This window comes from Micromonospora sp. WMMA1363 (genome assembly GCF_030345795.1).
Lineage (GTDB): Bacteria > Actinomycetota > Actinomycetes > Mycobacteriales > Micromonosporaceae > Micromonospora.
In genome coordinates, this window is record NZ_JAUALB010000001.1 from 4,771,261 (window position 1) to 4,789,803 (window position 18,543).

15 protein-coding genes and 2 pseudogenes are annotated in these 18,543 nt (G+C 69.0%); 9 read left to right on the forward strand and 8 right to left on the reverse strand.

Annotation, left to right across the window (positions count from 1 at the left end; genetic code table 11):
- Positions 1-88: 88 nt before the first annotated feature.
- Complete coding sequence (locus QTQ03_RS22215; RefSeq protein ID WP_289279711.1) at positions 89-733, reverse strand: MBL fold metallo-hydrolase; 645 nt, start codon at positions 731-733, stop codon at positions 89-91.
- A 120-nt stretch (positions 734-853) separates the two neighbouring features.
- Here QTQ03_RS22215 and QTQ03_RS22220 point away from each other — a divergent pair, with 120 nt between their 5' ends.
- Positions 854-2,293 (forward strand): NF041680 family putative transposase, encoded by a 1,440-nt coding sequence (locus tag QTQ03_RS22220; RefSeq protein ID WP_353890608.1) that lies wholly within the window; start codon positions 854-856, stop codon positions 2,291-2,293.
- 423 nt (positions 2,294-2,716) lie between these two features.
- On the opposite strand, the gene QTQ03_RS22225 is transcribed toward QTQ03_RS22220, so the two are convergent.
- The gene (locus QTQ03_RS22225; RefSeq protein WP_289279559.1) at positions 2,717-3,859 is read right to left on the reverse strand and encodes an IS701 family transposase; all 1,143 of its coding nucleotides are present in this window, start codon (positions 3,857-3,859) and stop codon (positions 2,717-2,719) included.
- Between the two features lie 96 nt (positions 3,860-3,955).
- Between QTQ03_RS22225 and QTQ03_RS22230 the strand changes: the two genes are divergently transcribed.
- The 5 genes and pseudogenes from QTQ03_RS22230 to QTQ03_RS22250 form a co-directional block, all read left to right on the forward strand.
- Positions 3,956-4,495, forward strand: coding sequence for an alpha/beta fold hydrolase (locus tag QTQ03_RS22230; RefSeq protein ID WP_289279713.1), 540 nt, complete (start codon positions 3,956-3,958; stop codon positions 4,493-4,495).
- 27 nt (positions 4,496-4,522) lie between these two features.
- Entirely contained in the window at positions 4,523-5,050 is a 528-nt protein-coding gene (locus tag QTQ03_RS22235) for a hypothetical protein (RefSeq protein WP_289279714.1), read from the forward strand.
- A gap of 113 nt (positions 5,051-5,163) precedes the next feature.
- On the forward strand, positions 5,164-5,478 hold the full coding sequence (locus QTQ03_RS22240; RefSeq protein WP_289279715.1) for a hypothetical protein: 315 nt from the start codon (positions 5,164-5,166) through the stop codon (positions 5,476-5,478).
- Between the two features lie 453 nt (positions 5,479-5,931).
- Positions 5,932-6,282, forward strand: coding sequence for a PadR family transcriptional regulator (locus QTQ03_RS22245; protein WP_289280945.1), 351 nt, complete (start codon positions 5,932-5,934; stop codon positions 6,280-6,282).
- Positions 6,279-6,682, forward strand: a pseudogene (locus tag QTQ03_RS22250) (hypothetical protein); the annotation flags it as partial. The gene QTQ03_RS22245 and the pseudogene QTQ03_RS22250, both read left to right, overlap by 4 nt.
- A gap of 65 nt (positions 6,683-6,747) precedes the next feature.
- On the opposite strand, the gene QTQ03_RS22255 reads toward QTQ03_RS22250, so the two are convergent.
- Both QTQ03_RS22255 and QTQ03_RS22260 read right to left on the reverse strand, forming a co-directional pair.
- Positions 6,748-8,187 carry an NF041680 family putative transposase gene (locus QTQ03_RS22255; RefSeq protein ID WP_353890609.1) on the reverse strand — a complete coding sequence of 480 codons (1,440 nt, stop codon included), beginning with the start codon at positions 8,185-8,187 and terminating at the stop codon, positions 6,748-6,750.
- An 806-nt stretch (positions 8,188-8,993) separates the two neighbouring features.
- On the reverse strand, positions 8,994-10,199 hold the full coding sequence (locus QTQ03_RS22260) for an IS256 family transposase (protein WP_289280611.1): 1,206 nt from the start codon (positions 10,197-10,199) through the stop codon (positions 8,994-8,996).
- Between the two features lie 715 nt (positions 10,200-10,914).
- Between QTQ03_RS22260 and QTQ03_RS22265 the strand changes: the two are divergent.
- Positions 10,915-11,636, forward strand: a pseudogene (locus QTQ03_RS22265) (ATP-binding cassette domain-containing protein); the annotation flags it as partial.
- Positions 11,637-12,570: 934 nt separating this feature from the next.
- Here QTQ03_RS22265 and QTQ03_RS22275 read toward each other — a convergent pair.
- On the reverse strand, positions 12,571-13,539 hold the full coding sequence (locus QTQ03_RS22275) for a helix-turn-helix domain-containing protein (RefSeq protein ID WP_289279718.1): 969 nt from the start codon (positions 13,537-13,539) through the stop codon (positions 12,571-12,573).
- 71 nt (positions 13,540-13,610) lie between these two features.
- Here QTQ03_RS22275 and QTQ03_RS22280 point away from each other — a divergent pair, with 71 nt between their 5' ends.
- Together QTQ03_RS22280 and QTQ03_RS22285 are read left to right on the forward strand one after the other, a co-directional pair.
- Positions 13,611-14,903 carry an APC family permease gene (locus QTQ03_RS22280; RefSeq protein ID WP_289279719.1) on the forward strand — a complete coding sequence of 431 codons (1,293 nt, stop codon included), beginning with the start codon at positions 13,611-13,613 and terminating at the stop codon, positions 14,901-14,903.
- 290 nt (positions 14,904-15,193) lie between these two features.
- Positions 15,194-15,631, forward strand: a complete 438-nt coding sequence (locus QTQ03_RS22285; protein WP_289279720.1) for a DUF4352 domain-containing protein — start codon at positions 15,194-15,196, stop codon at positions 15,629-15,631.
- An 87-nt stretch (positions 15,632-15,718) separates the two neighbouring features.
- Here QTQ03_RS22285 and QTQ03_RS22290 read toward each other — a convergent pair whose 3' ends face one another.
- From QTQ03_RS22290 to QTQ03_RS22300, 3 genes are all read right to left on the reverse strand, one after another.
- Positions 15,719-16,615 carry an IS3 family transposase gene (locus tag QTQ03_RS22290; RefSeq protein WP_169600148.1) on the reverse strand — a complete coding sequence of 299 codons (897 nt, stop codon included), beginning with the start codon at positions 16,613-16,615 and terminating at the stop codon, positions 15,719-15,721.
- Positions 16,612-16,932, reverse strand: coding sequence for a transposase (locus QTQ03_RS22295; RefSeq protein WP_502889683.1), 321 nt, complete (start codon positions 16,930-16,932; stop codon positions 16,612-16,614). The genes QTQ03_RS22290 and QTQ03_RS22295 overlap by 4 nt, the downstream gene beginning before the upstream one ends.
- 209 nt (positions 16,933-17,141) lie before the next feature.
- Positions 17,142-18,521, reverse strand: coding sequence for an NDP-hexose 2,3-dehydratase family protein (locus tag QTQ03_RS22300; RefSeq protein WP_289280946.1), 1,380 nt, complete (start codon positions 18,519-18,521; stop codon positions 17,142-17,144).
- Between the last annotated feature and the right edge of the window lie 22 nt (positions 18,522-18,543).

The window sequence follows — 18,543 nt, forward strand, 5'->3', positions numbered from 1 at the left end:
GCCGCGCGGAGGATCTGTCGAACGATTCCCGTTCGTTCCCTTGCCGGCTACCCCCGCGTCGCTTCCGCCTTTGAAAGCTCTCCAGCGTCTACCAGCCGCGCGACCGCCATTCGGGGAGCGACGGCCGTTCAGCGCCGAGCGTGGTGTCTGCACCGTGTCCCGGATAAACCCAGGTGTCGTCCGGCAACTTGTCGAAGATCTTGCCCTCGACATCCTGGAACAGGGTGGTGAAGGCGTCGGGATCACCGAAGGTGTTTCCCACCCCGCCGGGGAACAGCGAGTCACCGGTGAACAGATGGGGATGGCCGTCCGGGTCGTCAAACAGCAATGCGACGCCGCCAGGGGTGTGACCGGTCAGCCGGATCACCCGCAACTCGAACGCGCCGCAGGTGATGACGTCGCCGTCATGCAGCAGAATGTCTGTGGGGACAGCGATAGCCGGTGCGTCGGGCTCTCCGGTGTAGGTCGTAGCGCCAGTGGCATCGACCACTGCGGCAAGCGCGTGCTCCCAGTGATCCCAATGTTGGTGCGTGGTTACGACGGCGTCGAGGCGACGGTCGCAGAAGTCGAGCAGAACTTCCGGCTCGTTGGCCGCGTCGATCATGAGCTGCTTGCCGGTCGATCGACAGCGCAGCAGGTAGCAGTTGTTGTCACCAGGCCCCACGGAGATCTTGCTGATGGTCAGCGCGGAAAGCTCGCGAAACCCTGGAGCCACACCGGAGTATCCCGTCATGTCCTAAGCTTGTCGTTTAACCTGCCGGGTCTGTCGATGTGACCCTGGTTGATCATGGGGGCAGCCCTTGCGTGATCATGGTTCTTGCGAAGGAGCCATGATCACGCAACAAGGGCTGCGGTGATCAGTGTGAACGATGCCGGTCGGCGTGCCGCGTTCGGGGAGTTGTCGGAGTTCCGGCAGGAGTTCTACCGGTCTCTGCGCCGCCGGGCGGACGCGTTGTTCGAGCTCACGGATTCGGTGTTGTGCACCGACGGGCCGGTCACCAGCTTGGTCGGGTTGTCACTGGCGGCGGAGCATCGTCGCGGTCACGGCGCGTTGTACGACGCGGTGAACAGCGGCGTTGTCGAGGTGGACCGGTTGCGGCGGGCGCTGGTCGGGCTGCCGTTGCCACGTGACCGCGACGGCCGGATCGTGCTGACGGTCGATGTCAGCCCGTGGTTGCGGCCCGACGCCGCGACCGCGGAGGCGCGCTCGTTCTGTCACGTGTACGGCCGTGGCCGTAACGCCGCGCAGATGATCCCGGGCTGGGCGTACTCGTTTGTCGCCGCGCTGGAGACTGGGCGTTCGTCCTGGACCGCGGTGCTGGATGCGGTGCGGATAGGGCCGATCGAGGATGCCACCGAGGTGACCGCCGGGCAGGTTCGGGAGGTCGTCAACCGGCTTCGTGAGCACGGGCGGTGGTGTGACGGCGACCCGAGGGTGCTGATCGTGTTCGACGCCGGCTACGACGTGACCCGTCTGGCCTGGCTGCTGCGCGACCTGCCTGTGGATCTCGTGGGGCGGCTGCGTTCGGACCGGGTGCTCTACCTACCCGCCGCGGCTTCGGCGCCGGGGCGGGTCGGACGCCCGGCCCGGCACGGCGAGGTCCTCGACCTCGACCAACCGGAAGATCATCCGGACCCTGCCGTGGCCACGGTCACCGAGACCCTCCGCTACGGTACGGCGTTCGCCGACGCATGGGACCGAACCCACCCGAGGCTGACCCGCCGTGGCGGGTGGGCTGAGCATGCGGGACCGCTACCGATCATCGAGGGCACCGTCATCCGGCTGTGCGTGGACCGGCTGCCCGGTGACCGCAATCCGAAACCGGTGTGGTTGTGGGCCTGCGCGACCGGGCTGAGCGCGTCGGAGGTGCACCGAATCTGGCAGGCGCACCTGCGTCGTTTCGATGTGGAGCACACGTTCAGGCTGTTCAAGCAGACCCTCGGATGGACCCGGCCCCGGCTGCGGGATCCGCGAGCCGCCGACCGGTGGACCTGGCTGATCATCGCCGCGCACACCCAACTACGGTTGGCCCGCGATCTGGCCACCGACCTGCGTCGTCCCTGGGAGCGTCCGCCGACCAAAACCGGACGGCTGACCCCGGCCCGCGTCCGGCGCGGATTTCCGAACCTCCACCCGAAACTCGCCCAGCCGACCAGCGCACCGAAACCCACCCGACCAGGCCCAGGACGCCCGCCAGGCTCCCGGAACAAGCACGTCAGACCACACCCGCCGGTCGGCAAGACCCAACACCAGAACGCGACGACCAATCACAACAAGCCACAAAAGGTTTAATCACAAGCTAAGAGTACCGATGCCGATCTAGGTGGGCGCCCGTGGTCAACGATCCGCATCGATCACAGTGTGTCCTGGTTCGGCACCCGCAGTCAGACCCTCGCCTGCCGAAAGGCCCGCCCTGCTCTGGACGCGAGTACCTGCGGTGGTCATGATCCAGTTTTGTCGGATGTCTTCACGTGCGGCGGCGCGTCACCGCCATGGGGAGGTAGGCGGACCTCTGCCTGCGTACAGGTGCAGCAGGGCTGCTAATACTGCAACGGCGGGTCGTGACTTATGGCGGTTTGAGTCGTTTGCGGTAGTGGGCGGCTCGGGCTTGTTCCTGGCGGCGACGGCGGAAGTCGGACCAGTGCAGGATGTGGTCGGCTCGACGGCGGGTGGTCAGGACGAGGTGGGCGAACAGGCGGCGGATTTCGTTGCTGCTCAGCGGGATCTGGCTGCGCTCGTTTGCGGTGGTGCCCCCTTTGCGGCTTCGAGGGCGCGGGTGACGACGAGGAACGCGGCGGCGGCCATCGCGAGGGTGATGTGGGCGTACCAGGCGTCGTAGCGGCGGACCTGGTACTGGTCCAGGCCGACCTCGTTCTTCGCGGTCTGGAACGATTCCTCCACCGACCAACGGCTACCGGCGACCCGCACCAGGTCGCGTAGTCGGGTGCCGCGGGGGCCGAAGCAGACGTAGTAGGCGATGTCGCCGGGATCCGTGATCGAGCGTCGGGCCAGGACCCAGCCGCGGCGGCCGTGGGCAAAGGTGCGGCGGATCGGCAGCCGAGCCCAGTCGTAGCGGCGCGGCCCGTGCGCGCCGTCACCACACGACAGTCGTTGCCACGCGCCCGCACGCACCCTGCCGATCAGCTCGTCGACACCGGTGGTGGTGTGCAGCCCGGAGGGCACCCGATCGTCGCGTCGGGTGGCCATCACGTACGCGATGTCCCGATCCTCCAACCAGCCCCGCAGGCCAGGGTTCTGCCCGTAGGCCTCATCGGCCGTGAACCACGAAAACGGCACCCCCGCGGTGACCGCCCGCTCCAGCATGGCCTGCGCCTGCTGCGGCTTGGTCGCGAACCCGACGGCGTCCGGGATCGCCGAGCGCCGGCACCGGTCCCGATCACCGGTCCACGACTTCGGCAGGTACAACTCCCGATCGATCAACGCCCGACCCCGCGGCGTGGCGTAGCACAGGAACGTGCCGATCTGGCAGTTCTCGGTCTTGCCCGCCGTACCCGAATACTGCCGTTGGACCCCCGCCGACGCACGGCCCTTCTTGACGAACCCCGTCTCGTCAGCGATGAGCACCCCGGCCGCATCGCCGATCTGGTCCACCACGTAATCGCGCACGTCATCGCGGACCGCGTCCCGGTCCCACGCCGCGCTGCACAGCATGCCCTGCAACCCGTCCGGCGACACATGCCCAGCCTGCTCCGCGAGGGTCCAGCCGTTACGCCGCTCCAACGGTGCCAGTAGCCCCCGCACATACGCCCATGCCCGCCGCCGCGGCTCCACCCGCTCAAACCGATGCGCGAACCGGAAGAACAACTCCTCCAACCCGGCATCCCACGACCCGACCACCCGCGCATCCACCACAACCAACCAACGAATGATCAGCACCCGAAGCTACGACCCGCCGTTGCAGTACTAACGGCGCAAAACGGCTACAGTCTCCGGATGACCGCTGGAATTATCGTCCCAGGCCGCGGTTACGGCCCGCAGGCGCCGTTGCTCCACCTCGCAGGCGAAGCGCTCACCGATCTCGGCGCCACCATCGAGACCATCACATGGACCGTGCCAGACGGGCTGCTGGACATCGGGCCTGAGCCTTTCGTCAGAGCGCACGTCTCGGCGGCACTGCACCGGCTCGCCGATGCGGAGCCCGGCATGAGACCTGTGATCATCGGCAAGTCGCTCGGAACATACGCCGCCGGTTTGGCGGCTGAGCGGCAACTGCCGGCGATCTGGCTGACGCCACTTCTGTACGACGATGCAGTGACCAAGGCGATCGCCCGTAACCCGGCGCCAGCCCTGCTCGTCGGAGGTACCCGAGATCGGACCTGGGTTTCTGACGCTGCGGCGTGGACGGGCAAGACGGTCCTGTCCATCGAAGGCGCCAACCATGACTTGCGGCCGCCTGGACCGCTGCGGGCTTACACCGAGGCCCTGGGCGCTGTCGGCACGGAGATGGAAAAGTTCCTGTCCCAACTGACCTGACCGCGGGTCATCGGAATCGCAGGGATCGTGGTCGGCATCCTGGGCATCGGCGTAGCCGTTGCACTCGCACGACGCCAGCGAGCCGTCGAGAGGATGCACGCCGAGGCGGCGCTGGCAGACCAGCGTGATCGAGACGCGGCAGCCCGTCGCGAGCGTGTGGAGCAGGCGGCCAAGGTCGGTCGCCGAGACAGCTGGCGCATTCGGTTTGAAAAGATCGACGGGGAGCTCGACCAGTTGGTCGACGTCGCGTCTCGAGTACTCAATCAGGGACCCTGCACGTCGGCTGGCTTCACTGCGCTCGACCTCGAGGACATCCAGATGCGCGCGGAGCGACTCGCCGACTGCGGGATCGACCCCCTGAAGGAACCGTTGTTGGAGCTGGTGACACTGGTGGGTCGGCTGTTGGATGCCGCCATCTCGAGCAGCGCGACGCTCGACGGCTCGGACCTTCGGGCCGCGTACCGCCTCGCCGTGACTCAGGATCGCGTCGCGCACGAGATCCGCCAGCAGGTGAGCGTCACGCGCGAGCTTCTGCACGGCGAGTGGGGCCGCTGAGCAGCTCGCTCCGGCCGGCCCGCAGCTGCGGCCGTGCTGGGAAGGGTGTCAGTCGCAGTACCTGGCCTGGCGCAACGCGTCAGGATCGATGTCTTGGTGCGTCGTGCACCTCGGTGCCGGTCTCCGAATCGCTGGAGTTCTGCGGCCCGTGCGGCGAGCAGCTGGATGCGGAGATGGCCGGACAGATGTTTCCAGACGACCTGCCCTGGGCCGGACACCGCCGCAGCGAGTTGGGCGCCGAGCTCATGAGCCTCGTCGCGTTGATCAGGCGGCTGTCCGGGTTGCCGTTCGACGTGGTCAACGGCCGTCTCAACCAGGCCATGAAGGTCGCCCGGCGAGCCGACGCCGGCGCTGAGCAGTTGTGGGCCGGAATCCGCGCTGCCCGGTTGTGGCTGAGCGCGCTCACCGCATCGCACCGTGACGCATGACTGGGTGCCTGCTTGTGGGTGACGGCGATCGTGGCAACGGTCAACGGTGCCCCCCGTTTACCCCCCGAAAACCCCTGCCAACGGTCCACTGCGTGTCACAAGCGCTGATTAGTCGACGATCACGTCTGTGCAGGTCAACGATGGATTCTGACGATCGATGACAAGTCAGATAGCGTGACGTTCGGTAAGCGTAGGTCGACGGTTCGATTCCGTCAGGCGGCTCGGGGACGACGAAGGGCCTGGTCACACCGCTGACCAGGCCCTTCGCTATGTCTGAGGTCGAGAAATAGTGATCAAGCGCATCGTTTGATCACTATCTGAGGACAAGATTGAGGACGCAGGCCTACCCGGCGGTCTTCCTGACCCGATCCTCGGCAAGATCCGCGGCCGTCGCACTCCTATATGCAGGTTGACGGTATATGACAACCAACGTAGTGTCCGTGTGTGACATCGATGCAGGAGCCGACGTTCTTGATCCTCACCGCGCTGGCGACGGGGCCCAAGCATGGCTACGGGGTGACTCGGGAGGTCGCCGAGCTCTCCGAGGGAGCGGTCACGCTACGGGCCGGCACCCTCTACGGAGCCCTCGACCGTCTCGTTGAGCAGGAACTCGTCGCGGTCGACCGGCAGGAGATCGTCGACGGGCGGTTACGCCGCTACTACCGGCTCACCGACGCCGGTGCTGCCCGGCTCGCCGAGCAGGCCCGCCGGCTGCGTAAACATGTGGCGGCGGCGGAGAGTCGACTGCAGACCCGACCGGACTCGGCGTTCGGTTTCCCCGGCTCGTTCGGTGCTCCCGCATGACCGCCTCAGGGAGGTCATGCGGGAGCAGCGGGCGCATGTCGAGTTGGAACGCTGGTACCGGCGGCTGCTGTGGGCTTATCCGGTCGGTTACCGCCGTGCCCGCGGTCAGGAGATCCTCTCGGTGCTGATGGACTCCGCTGAGCCAGGCCAACGGGTGCCTGCCCGGGCCGATGTGGTGGATCTGTTGCGCGGGGCGGTGCGGCAGTGGTTCCGACTACCAGTCGGCGTGACGGCCGTGATAGCCGCCGTGCTGGCGGCCATGGTCCTGGGTGCTGTGGGAGCGGCGGCGGCCTCTTGGTCGGCGTGGCAGACAGCGGCGGATCTACCGTCCGACACGGTGGCCCTGCAAACCGCCGAGACCGTCGTGGGTGCCCCAATACCTGCACCGGAATTCACCCGATTTGGCAGTCCGTGGATGGTCCTGCCGGAGCGTGAGGTACGCGTGGACTTCCTCTTAGCTTGTGATTAAACCTTTTGTGGCTTGTTGTGATTGGTCGTCGCGTTCTGGTGTTGGGTCTTGCCGACCGGCGGGTGTGGTCTGACGTGCTTGTTCCGGGAGCCTGGCGGGCGTCCTGGGCCTGGTCGGGTGGGTTTCGGTGCGCTGGTCGGCTGGGCGAGTTTCGGGTGGAGGTTCGGAAATCCGCGCCGGACGCGGGCCGGGGTCAGCCGTCCGGTTTTGGTCGGCGGACGCTCCCAGGGACGACGCAGGTCGGTGGCCAGATCGCGGGCCAACCGTAGTTGGGTGTGCGCGGCGATGATCAGCCAGGTCCACCGGTCGGCGGCTCGCGGATCCCGCAGCCGGGGCCGGGTCCATCCGAGGGTCTGCTTGAACAGCCTGAACGTGTGCTCCACATCGAAACGACGCAGGTGCGCCTGCCAGATTCGGTGCACCTCCGACGCGCTCAGCCCGGTCGCGCAGGCCCACAACCACACCGGTTTCGGATTGCGGTCACCGGGCAGCCGGTCCACGCACAGCCGGATGACGGTGCCCTCGATGATCGGTAGCGGTCCCGCATGCTCAGCCCACCCGCCACGGCGGGTCAGCCTCGGGTGGGTTCGGTCCCATGCGTCGGCGAACGCCGTACCGTAGCGGAGGGTCTCGGTGACCGTGGCCACGGCAGGGTCCGGATGATCTTCCGGTTGGTCGAGGTCGAGGACCTCGCCGTGCCGGGCCGGGCGTCCGACCCGCCCCGGCGCCGAAGCCGCGGCGGGTAGGTAGAGCACCCGGTCCGAACGCAGCCGCCCCACGAGATCCACAGGCAGGTCGCGCAGCAGCCAGGCCAGACGGGTCACGTCGTAGCCGGCGTCGAACACGATCAGCACCCTCGGGTCGCCGTCACACCACCGCCCGTGCTCACGAAGCCGGTTGACGACCTCCCGAACCTGCCCGGCGGTCACCTCGGTGGCATCCTCGATCGGCCCTATCCGCACCGCATCCAGCACCGCGGTCCAGGACGAACGCCCAGTCTCCAGCGCGGCGACAAACGAGTACGCCCAGCCCGGGATCATCTGCGCGGCGTTACGGCCACGGCCGTACACGTGACAGAACGAGCGCGCCTCCGCGGTCGCGGCGTCGGGCCGCAACCACGGGCTGACATCGACCGTCAGCACGATCCGGCCGTCGCGGTCACGTGGCAACGGCAGCCCGACCAGCGCCCGCCGCAACCGGTCCACCTCGACAACGCCGCTGTTCACCGCGTCGTACAACGCGCCGTGACCGCGACGATGCTCCGCCGCCAGTGACAACCCGACCAAGCTGGTGACCGGCCCGTCGGTGCACAACACCGAATCCGTGAGCTCGAACAACGCGTCCGCCCGGCGGCGCAGAGACCGGTAGAACTCCTGCTGGAACTCCGACAACTCCCCGAACGCGGCACGCCGACCGGCATCGTTCACACTGATCACCGCAGCCCTTGTTGCGTGATCATGGCTCCTTCGCAAGAACCATGATCACGCAAGGGCTGCCCCCATGATCGACCAGGGTCACATCGACAGACCCGGCAGGTTAAACGACAAGCTTAGGGCAGCGGAACTGGACGGTCGAAGCAGCGCAGGCGCGGCTGCGGGCCGACGGCTGGACAAGTCGCCCCGTCGTGACCTTTCCCTCTCCTGCGTACGAGCGGTGGAAGGCCGTCCAGAGGTTTCAGGCAACCCGAGGCGGCCTCGTCCTCACCGTCACCGCGACTACCACCTCAACCGGTGCAGTACCGCAGACCAGCGTCTCCCCAGCCCCGCGGGTGTGGGAACCGGGAGCGATCCTGCTGGGCTGGCTCGTCGGGGCGGTGACCGGCTGGGTCCTCGCCGGCTGGGTGGTGCACCGTCTTCGACGCCGGGCGTTACCGCGCCGGCTGGCCGCTTTCGCGCTAGGCCTCACCGCGCTCTGGCTCGCCGCCAGTCCCATCATCAGCCTGTACGCGGCGCCGGGCGGGCCCGCTTTCACCGATCTCCCTAGCGTCTATGTTATCTCCTCGGCCTATCAATTGGTCGTGAGCAGTCCCTCCGCCGAGAGGGTCGGCGGAGCGATGGTGATCGGACTCGCGATCCTCGTTCTGGCGGCCACGGGCCGACGCCGGCCCATAGCACGGCCCACGGCAACGGTGTCCTAGACGAGCGGCCCGGGTTCAGCCCGCCAAACTCGCCGGGCTGAACCCGGGCCATGTCCAGCGGCGGGGGAGTGTCAAGTTAACGGCTGATCTTGGTTGTTGAGGTGGTCAGTTGTTGGCCGGGGTGAGCCGGCCTTCGAAGGCGATCTGGAAGGCGTTCAGTGGTGCTTTCCAGCGCATGGTCCAGCGTCGGCGGCCGGCTCCGGTCGGGTCGAGGCTCATCAAGGCCATGTAGACGCACTTGAGTGCGGCCTGCTCGTTCGGGAAGTGGCCACGAGCTCGCACGGCCCTGCGGATACGGGCGTTGACGGACTCGATCGCGTTCGTGGAGCAGATGACCTTGCGGATCTCCACGTCGAAGGCGAGGAACGGCACGAACTCCGCCCACGCGTTCTCCCACAGCTTCACGATCGCCGGATACTTACGGCCCCACGCCTCGGCGAACTCGAGGAACCGCTCGGTGGCGGCGTCCTCGGTCGCCGCGGTGTAGACCGGCCGCAGCGCTTTGGCGATCTTGTCCCAGTCCTGCCGGGCGGCGTAGCGGAACGAGTTGCGCAGCAGGTGCACCACACACGTCTGCACGATCGTGCGCGGCCACACCGTCTCCACCGTCTCCGGCAGTCCCTTGAGCCCGTCACAGACCAGCATCAGCACGTCGGCCACGCCGCGGTTCTTCAACTCGGTGAGCACGTGCAGCCAGTACTTGGCGCCCTCGCCGCCGTCACCGGCCCAGATACCGAGGATGTCGCGGTGGCCGTCGACGGTGACCGCCATCGCGAGGTAGATCGGCCGGTTCGCGACCTGACCGTCCCTGATCTTGACGTTGATGGCGTCGATGAACACGACCGGGTAGACCCGGTCCAGGGGCCGGTTCTGCCACTCGGCCATGCCGTCCATGACCTTGTCGGTGATCGTGGAGATGGTCTGCTTCGACACCTCAGCGCCGTAGACCTCAGCCAGGTGCGCGGCGATCTCGCCGTGGGTCAGGCCCTTGGCCGACAGCGACAGGACCATGTCGTCGACGCCGGTCAGACGCCGCTGCCGCTTACGCACGATCTGCGGCTCGAACGTCCCGGCGGCGTCGCGTGGGACCCGCACCTCGACCGGCCCGACGTCGGTGAGCACCGTCTTGGTCCGGCTGCCGTTACGGGTGTTCCCGCTACCCCGACCCGCCGGGTCGTGCTTGTCGTAGCCGACGTGGTCGGTGATCTCCCCATCCAACGCCGACTCGAGGACCCGCTTCGTCAGCTGCTGCAGCAGCCCACCCTCGCCGGTCAGCTTCAACCCGTCACCACGAGCCCGATCGACCAGCATCGCGATCAACTGCTCATCCGTGACCGCACCCACCGGCTCCACGGCCGGCTGTCCCACGGTGGTCTCGGTCGTCATCTGGCGTCTCTCCCTTGATCGGTCGATCAGCCGTTATTTGTACAGTCCCGGTCCCGGCGCGGCCAGGCGCGAGGTCGTTGTCTGTCTGACCCCCCACCGGCGTGGTCGGGTGATTCTGATTGACCCCGCCTGGCCGCGGCCGTTTCACTTCATGCCACCAGGGCAGACCTTGCGTGGCGGAGGAATGACCGGCACCGGGACCCCCGGCCTGCCAACCGTCCGCCTTACCGGACGGTGAAGAACACGGCCACCCACAACTTCACCAGTGAGAGCCTCCCGGCGCATCGATTCTGCGCCGCACGGGATCGCCGTCAAGACCAAGCCGCTGACGCGGTCGACCTCCGGTCGAGTCCTGACCCCGACCCCTCACCGGCGTTTGCCCGCACCGAGCCGGGAATCAGCACAAACCGGTCGCAGCAGTCCGACCGAGAAGGGTTGACACGGCCCCACTCCTTCAGGAATGACAGTGCCCCGTCTAGCCCTCACGGCCCAGGGTCTTTGCGTTGTCGATGTGCGGGGGCTATGAGCTGGGATGACACGTGTTGGTAGGGGGCAACTGAGGACGGGTGCGACCCATCGGTGGTCATGGGGTTTGTCTAGAACGTCATGATCCCGGCGGGTCGCACCCGCGCATGTCATCCGCAGCAACCCGGCGACTTACACCGGGATGCTGGAGCCGATCCGCAAGATGTTCGCCAGGGCCAACGGGGTCAAGCCGACGCTGTTCAGCCCCAACTCCGAGGGCGCGTGCCCGCAGTGCAAAGGTGCCGGCGTCATCTACACCGAACTGGCGATCATGGCGGGCGTCGCCGTGCCGTGCGACGAGTGCGACGGCAAGCGTTCCAGGCGTCCGTGCTGCGTTACCGCGTCGGCGGCCGCACCATCAGCGACGTGTTCGAGATGTCCGTGACCGACGCCGCGGAGTTCTTCGGCGCCGGCGAGGCCCGGACGCCGCCCGCGCACACCGTCCTGCGACGGCTCGTCGACGTCGGCCTCGGCTACCTCAGCCTCGGCCAGCCGCTCACCACTCTCTCCGGGGGAGAGCGTCAGCGGCTCAAGCTCGCCGCGCACATGGGCGATGACAGTCGCGTGTACGTGCTCGACGAGCCCACCACCGGGCTGCACCTCGCCGACGTGGAACACCTGCTGGCCCTGCTCGACCGGCTGGTCGACTCCGGCACGTCGGTCATCGTGAGCGAGCACCACCAGGCGGTGATGGCGCACGCCGACTGGGTCATCGACCTCGGCCCGGGGGCCGGACGGGACGGTGGCCGGGTCGTCTTTGAGGAAACGCCCGCCGACCTCGTCGCCGCCCGTTCCACGCTTACCGGCCAGCACCTCGCCGACTACGTCGGCGGTTGAGCCGCCATGCACCGAGACGGTCGTGTGGCCCGTCGGGCCGCACGACGACGCACCGTTCGCGCGAATAGCCTGCGACGACCCGACTATCGGCGGGGCGGGACGGTGTGCCCAGCCGGAAAGGAACTTGCCGGGCACCAGCCACGGCCCGAGGCGACCGAAGAAGGTGTCCGTCCACCTCGCCGGCGAACGCCAGCGAATCCCCGTACAGTCGGCTGACCGGCAACAGGCCGAACTCCATCGCGGTGACGATGCCCAGGTTGTCTCTGGCGCTGCGGGTCGCCGAGAACAGCTCGGGCTCGGTCACTGCCGTGGCGTGGCAGAGGGCGCCGTCGAGGTTGACAACATCGAGTGCGGTCACGTGGTCGCTCGCCTATCCGAATGCTCTGCCCATGGTGGGCTCAGCCCGCCTCCCAGGGGTAGCCGACCACACCCACGGTCGCCGACGAGCCGTTGAGCGGGGCGAGGCCGTGCGGCGCGGTCGCCTCGACGACCTGCTGCCAGCGCACTCCGGCACCCACCCGGGCGCGTCGGAGCTTCGTGTCGATCGCTACCGCTGCGGCGCGTGGGTGACCAACACGGCGTCGCGCACGGCCGGGAGACTGGTGTGGCCGGTGTTCAGCACGGCGACGGGACGGCCGTGGGCGCCGGCGAGGCGGACGGTGGGCGACGACGTGGCCCGGCACTCGGTCGAGCGCGGCTCTTCGCGCCGGTGGCACGGCCATCGGCGCCGATCGTGGTGCCGCCTGTCGGGCCGGCGGACCGGATGACAGAAGTCCGCACGAGGATCAGCGGGCGCCGATGTGCCAGCGGAGCGGACTGAACTGGCCTGCGTCGCGGTGATCCGGCCGGCCGATAGATGACGGCCTCCGTCAGCGGACACCGGGGCCGCGTACGGGGAGCGCCGGGCGTCGCCGGATTCGCGATCCTGGTCTGGTCAGGGCCGGTTGGCGCGGCGGAAGACATGCCGGTAGGTCTGCGGCGAGACACTGGTGACCCGGCGGAAGTGCTGGCGCAGGCTCACCGCGGTGCCGAACCCGGTCCGGCGGGCGATCCGCTCGACCGGCTCGTCGGTCGTCTCAAGCAGCTCCTGCGCCAACCGGACCCGCTGCTCCAGCAACCACTGCAACGGGCTGGTGCCGAGCGTGTCCCGGAACCGCCGGGTAACGGTGCGTGGGCTCAGGTGCGCCTGCTCGGCCAGCTGCGTCACGGTCAGCGGCTGGTCCAGGCGCCGTCGCGCCCACTCCAGCAGCGGGGCCAGATCCGAGCGTGGTTCGCCGCGGGTCACCGGCTGGGCGAACTGGGCCTGGCCGCCGTCGCGGTGCGGTGGCACCACCATCCGACGGGCCACGTCGTTGGCGATTGCGGCACCGTGGTCCAGCCGGACCAGATGCAGGCAGAGGTCGATTGCCGAGCCGGTCCCGGCGGAGGTGAGCACGTCCCCCTCGTCGATGTAGAGCACGGTGGGGTCGACCTTCACCTGGGGAAACCGGTGGGCGAAGTCGACGGCGTTCATCCAGTGCGTGGTGGCCCGCCGGCCGTCGAGCAGGCCGGCGGCGGCGAGCAGGTAGGCGCCGCTGCAGATCGAGACCATCCGTACACCCCGGGCGTGGGCCTGCCGCAGCACGTCGAGCAGCGCCGGGGGCGGCTCCCGCTGGGTCGTTCGGTCGCAGGCGGGCACGATCACCGTGTCGGCGGCAAGTAGGTCATCCATCCGATACGGGGCTTCGATCCACAGGCCGCCGCTGGTCCGCAAGGGACCGGGTTCGACGGCGCAGAGCCGCAGCTCGTACCAGGGTTCGACCAGGTCGGAGCGGTCGATGCCGAAGACCTCACAGGGTACGGCGAACTCGAAGACGGGCATCGCGTCGGTGACCGCGATCGCCACCACGTGCCGCAGCTTCATGGCCGAAATCTATCGCAGATTGGCGTTCCGGCCACTGTCACCCGTACCCCTGCCAACGCGATCCTGGCCGGGTGACCGAAACGTTGACCAAAGCCCGGCCGCCAGCGCGGACGGCCGGCCGGCTGACCGTGGCGACCGGCACCGCGCTCTACCTCGGCGCGGTGCTCGGCACCGGCGTGATCGCACTGCCCGCGCTCGCCGCGGCCGTGGCCGGCCCGGCATCGCTGCTCGCCTGGCTCGGCCTGGTGATCCTGTCCATGCCGCTGGCGGCGACCTTCGCCGCGCTCGGCGCACGCCACCCCGACGCCGGTGGCGTCTCCACGTATGTCCGCAAAGCCTTCGGGCCGCGGGCCGCGACCGTCGTCGGCTGGTGCTTCTACTTCGCGGTCCCGGCCGGCGCGCCGACCGCGGCGCTCTTCGCCGGAGCCTACGTGGCGCAGGCGCTGGGCGGAGGCCGGAGCACCGTGGCGGTCACCGCAGCCACCCTGCTCGCGGCGGTGACGGCGGCGAACGCGTTCGGCGTGAAGCTTTCCGGCCGGCTTCAGCTGGTGCTCGCCGGGCTGCTGGTGAGCCTGCTCGCCACCGCGGTGATCGCCTCGCTGCCGCACGCCCAATGGGCAAACCTGCGACCGTTCGCGCCGCACGGCTGGACCGCGATCGTCCCCGCGGCGTTGCTGCTGGTGTGGAGCTTCGCCGGTTGGGAGGCGATCACCCACCTGGCGGCGGACTTCCGGCGGCCAGCCCGCGATCTGCCTCGCGCCGCCACCGTCGCGGTGGTCCTGGTCGGCGCGCTCTACCTCGCGGTCGCCGGCGCGACCGTGCTGGTCCTCGGACCGGCGGCCGGCTCCACCGAGGCGCCGCTGGCGCAGCTGCTCGACCACGGCATCGGCGGGCCTGCGCACCTGATCGCGGCCGTCGCCGCCCTGCTGCTCACGTTCGGCACGATGAACGCGTACGTCGCCGGGGCCGCCAAACTCGGCGCCGCGCTCGGCCGCGACGGCGGCCTGCCGGGCTGGTTGGCGCGGGGTAGCGGCGCTGGCGAGGTGCCGCGGCGCAGCCTCGGTCTCGTCGCCGGCCTCAGCGCTCTGGTGCTGGCGGTCGTGCTGGCCGCCGGCACCGGTCCGAAGCCGTTGGTGATGCTCGCGACCGGCAACTTCATCCTGGTGTACGTGCTTGGCGCGGCCGCCGCGCTGCGCCTGCTTCCCCGGCGTAGCCGGGCCCACTGGTACGCCCGCTTCTCTCTGGTGGCCGTCGTCGGGCTATTGGCAACGGCCGGCTGGTATCTGCTCTGGCCGCTGCTGCTCGCCGCCGGCGCCCTGCTCTTCCTGCGGCTGCGCCCAGCCGACCTTGGTGAACCCGAATAGGATCATGCAATGCCAATCTACCCTTCGAGCAGCGACGCCCGGCCGACCGGCCGGGCCAGGGCGGGTCAGCGGGGTCGACGGAGTCGGCGTCGGTGAGCGGCCGGGGATCCGTCGTCCTCGGGTCAGTGATGGTCGTCGCGCTGTGTTGCTGCGGTCTGTCGGTCATTGGGAGGCTGACCGGCGGAGCGCCGGACGCCGAGTCGGCCCGTCCCAGCCCCTCGGTTACTGTGCCGAAGCCCAAGCCGACCCGGCCCTCGCCAACCCCGACAAGCGCCAGCCCGTCGCCGAGTTTGAGTAAAATCCCGAACTGGTCCCAGCGGACCTATCGGGTCGGCCAGAAGATTCCGGGTGGCAACGAGTGTGCGACCCGAGAGCATCTGGACCGGCTCTGCTTCGAATACGTCGTGCGCGGCGTCACCTGCGGCATCCGCGAGGCCGACGGGTACCGGGCTCGCGGCCAGTACTGCCGGGTGGAGGTCACCGCCACCAATGTCATCGACATGCCGAGAGAGCCCCAATTCGGCGGGCTGGTCCACGACAAGGCCGGGCGGGAGTACACGGACGAGTTCCAAATCATCGACGGCAGGGACGGGAGCCTCAACCCCGGCCTCACGGCGCGCGCCCACGTCTACTTCGACATGCCGCCGGGGGTCAGGCCCGCGAAGCTCACCATGAGGCTCGGCTACGGCCGATCCAGCTCGGGACGGACGGTCCTGCTCGACGGGTGAGGCAGCGCCATGTGGGTATCACAGGTGCGGCGAGCATGGCACCACTGGGGTTGACCCGGTTTGACGGACAGGGTCGGTAAGTTGATCTCACGCTACCTTGCTCGTTGGCCTGCGGGAATAGGCCGTCGCCTCATACTCGGCCGGGCTCATGTAGTCCAGGGTGGAATGGCGGCGGCGGGTGTTGTACCACCCCTCGATCCACTCGAAGATCGCCGCACGGGCGGCGGCCCGGGTCGGCCACGCCCTCCGGTCGAGCAGTTCGGTCTTGATCGTGGCGAAGAACGACTCCGCGACGGCGTTGTCCCAGCACTGACCCCGCCCACCAACCGACAACCGCACCCCGTTGCGGTCGGCCAGCCGGGCGTACTGCGCACTCGTGTACTGGCAACCCCGGTCGCTGTGGAAGATCACCGGCCCGGTCGGGCGTCGGACGGCGATCGCGTTGGACAACGCCTGAGCGGGCAGATCGGTCCGTAGGTGGTCGGCGGTCGCCCAGCCCACAACCCGGCGTGAGGCGATGTCGATGACGGTGGCGAGGTACAGCCAGCCCTCCCACGTGTGGATGTAGGTGATGTCGCCGCACCAGCGGGTGTCGACCCGGCCGGCGGCGACGTCGAAGTCCCGGCGGATCAGGTCCGCCGACAACGCCGCCCCCGGGTCGGGCACGGTCGTGGTGCGCCACCGCTTCGGCGTGCGGCCGCACAACCCGGCGCCCCGCATCAGCCGGGCGACCCGCTTGCCGGAGTGCCGCCGCCCCTGGGCGGCGAGTTCGGCGCGGACCCGGGGTGCGCCGTAGGTGCCGGCCGAGTCGGCGTGGATCTGCGCGATGCGGGCGGCGAGGTCTGCGTCGTCGCGTTCCCGCCGCGACGGCCCGGCACGGTGCTGGTAGTAGGCGGACCGGGAGACCTCCAGCAGCTCACAGGAACGCTTCACGTTCCCGTCGGGCCGCGCCTTCTCCGCCTCGATGAACGGGTACACGTTCACCGGGTCTCCCTCACGAAGAAAGCCGTGGCCCGTTTCAGGATGTCGACGTCCTCGCGGAGCCGGCGGTTCTCCCGCCGCAGCCGCGCCAGCTCGTCGCGCTCGTCGCTGGTCAACCCGTCGCTGCGGGTGCCGGCGTCGATGTCGGCCTGCCTGACCCACTCACGGACCGCGGTCTCGGTCAGGTCGAAGTCCCTCACGACCTGCGCCACCGATCGGTCACCCCGCCGGCACACCTCGACGATCTCCGCCTTGAACTCCGGCGTGAACGCTCTGCGCGGCCGGCGTGGCTTCTTGCCCATGCCTTCCATGATGAACATCCTCCCGAGGAGCACACAGCCCCTCTGAGCTGGGATGTCCGTCAAACCGGGTCAGGCCCACCACCCGGCGGGCAGCGGATGGGTGGGGCGCCGTGGCATGCATCGACCGCGGGCCCCATGCCCACCGACACACGGCGGGAATGGGGCCTGCGCCGCCCACCACCGACCACCCGTTCGTGGGTATCGGGCCACCCCGCTGCCTCGCCGCGTCACACGCCGTGATCCAGGCGGACCGTGCCGGCGTTGAGGCAGGAAAGCAAGGTGCGGGCCTGGACGTTGAGGTAGTGGCCGTGCTGGGCGAGATTGTTGAGCTGGCCCGGGGTGGCCCAGCGGAACCCGGTGGGCGGATCGAGCGGTGCCTGCGCCTCGTCGGCCTCGACGAACAGATAGTTGCTCTCGGCGTTGAGGAACCGGCCGCCCTCCTCGGAGTGCACCGCGGCGTAGCGAATGCGGTCGGGGTCGGCGGCGTGCACGACGTCGAGGAAGCACGGGCGCTGTGGCTCGGGCAGGTGCGTCCAGTTTTCTGGCGTGCACTGCACCGTCGGCGCCAGTTCGACGGTATCCAGGAACCCGGCCTCCACCTTTGCCTGCACCAGCAGGTGCGGTACGCCCGCGAGGCGGCGGACGAGGAATGCGGCCACGCCGGTGCTCGTCGGCTCGAACAGCGGCTGCGACCAGCCGGTGACCTCGCGGTTGCCGGCCTCGACCCCGACGGCGACCAGGCGGAAGTACCGGCCGTCCGCCCGGCCGATAGAGTGCTCGCCGCGCTCCCACTCGTCGATGCCGGCCAGCGGCACACGCTCGACGGCCACGTCGTGGCGGGACCGCTCGACGGTGAACCAGGACAGCAGCTCCGCGTCGGTATGCAGGGCACCCGGCTCGGCCGGCGCCACCGGACAGCAGGCGAGGACCGTCCGGGCGTCCATGTTGACCACGTTGTCGCGACGCAGCAGCTCGCCGATCTGCCCGAGCGTGAGCCAGCAGAAGTCGTCGTCCACCGGCACGTGGTCCACCGCCTCGACCACGATGTTGCGGTTGGACTTGCGGTAAAACCAGGAACCGTGCTCCGACTGGAGTACGTCGGTGAGAACGAGGCCGCGGCTTCGGTCCGTGAAGTACTCCAGGTACTTCACGGGCGTCCCACGGTGGGCGCCGGTGTAGTTGCTGCGGGTGGCCTGCACCGTGGGTGACAGCTGCAACAGGTTGGGGTTGCCGGGCTCCATCTTGGCTTGCATGAGGAAGTGCAGCACGCCGTCGAACTCCTTGGCGAGGATGCCCAAGATGCCCACCTCGGGCTGCCGGATGATCGGCTGCTGCCACCGGCGGATCGCCCCTTCGTCGAGGCTCACGTCGAGTCCTTCGACGGAGAAGAATCGGCCGGTGCGGTGGTGCAGGTTGCCGGTGTCCGCTGCGAAGAACCAGCTGTCCAGAGCATCGAGCGGAATTCGCTCGACTCGGAAGTGGTGGGCCCGGGCCCGCTCGGCGAGCCATCCGGCGACATCGGCCGTGCGCAGCGCGGCACCCTCGGAGCGCACGGACGTCGAGCGGGCCAGCCGTTGCGCCAGGGTGTCGTCGGCGCGCGGGCGCAGCGCGGCCGTCGGGTGCTTCGGC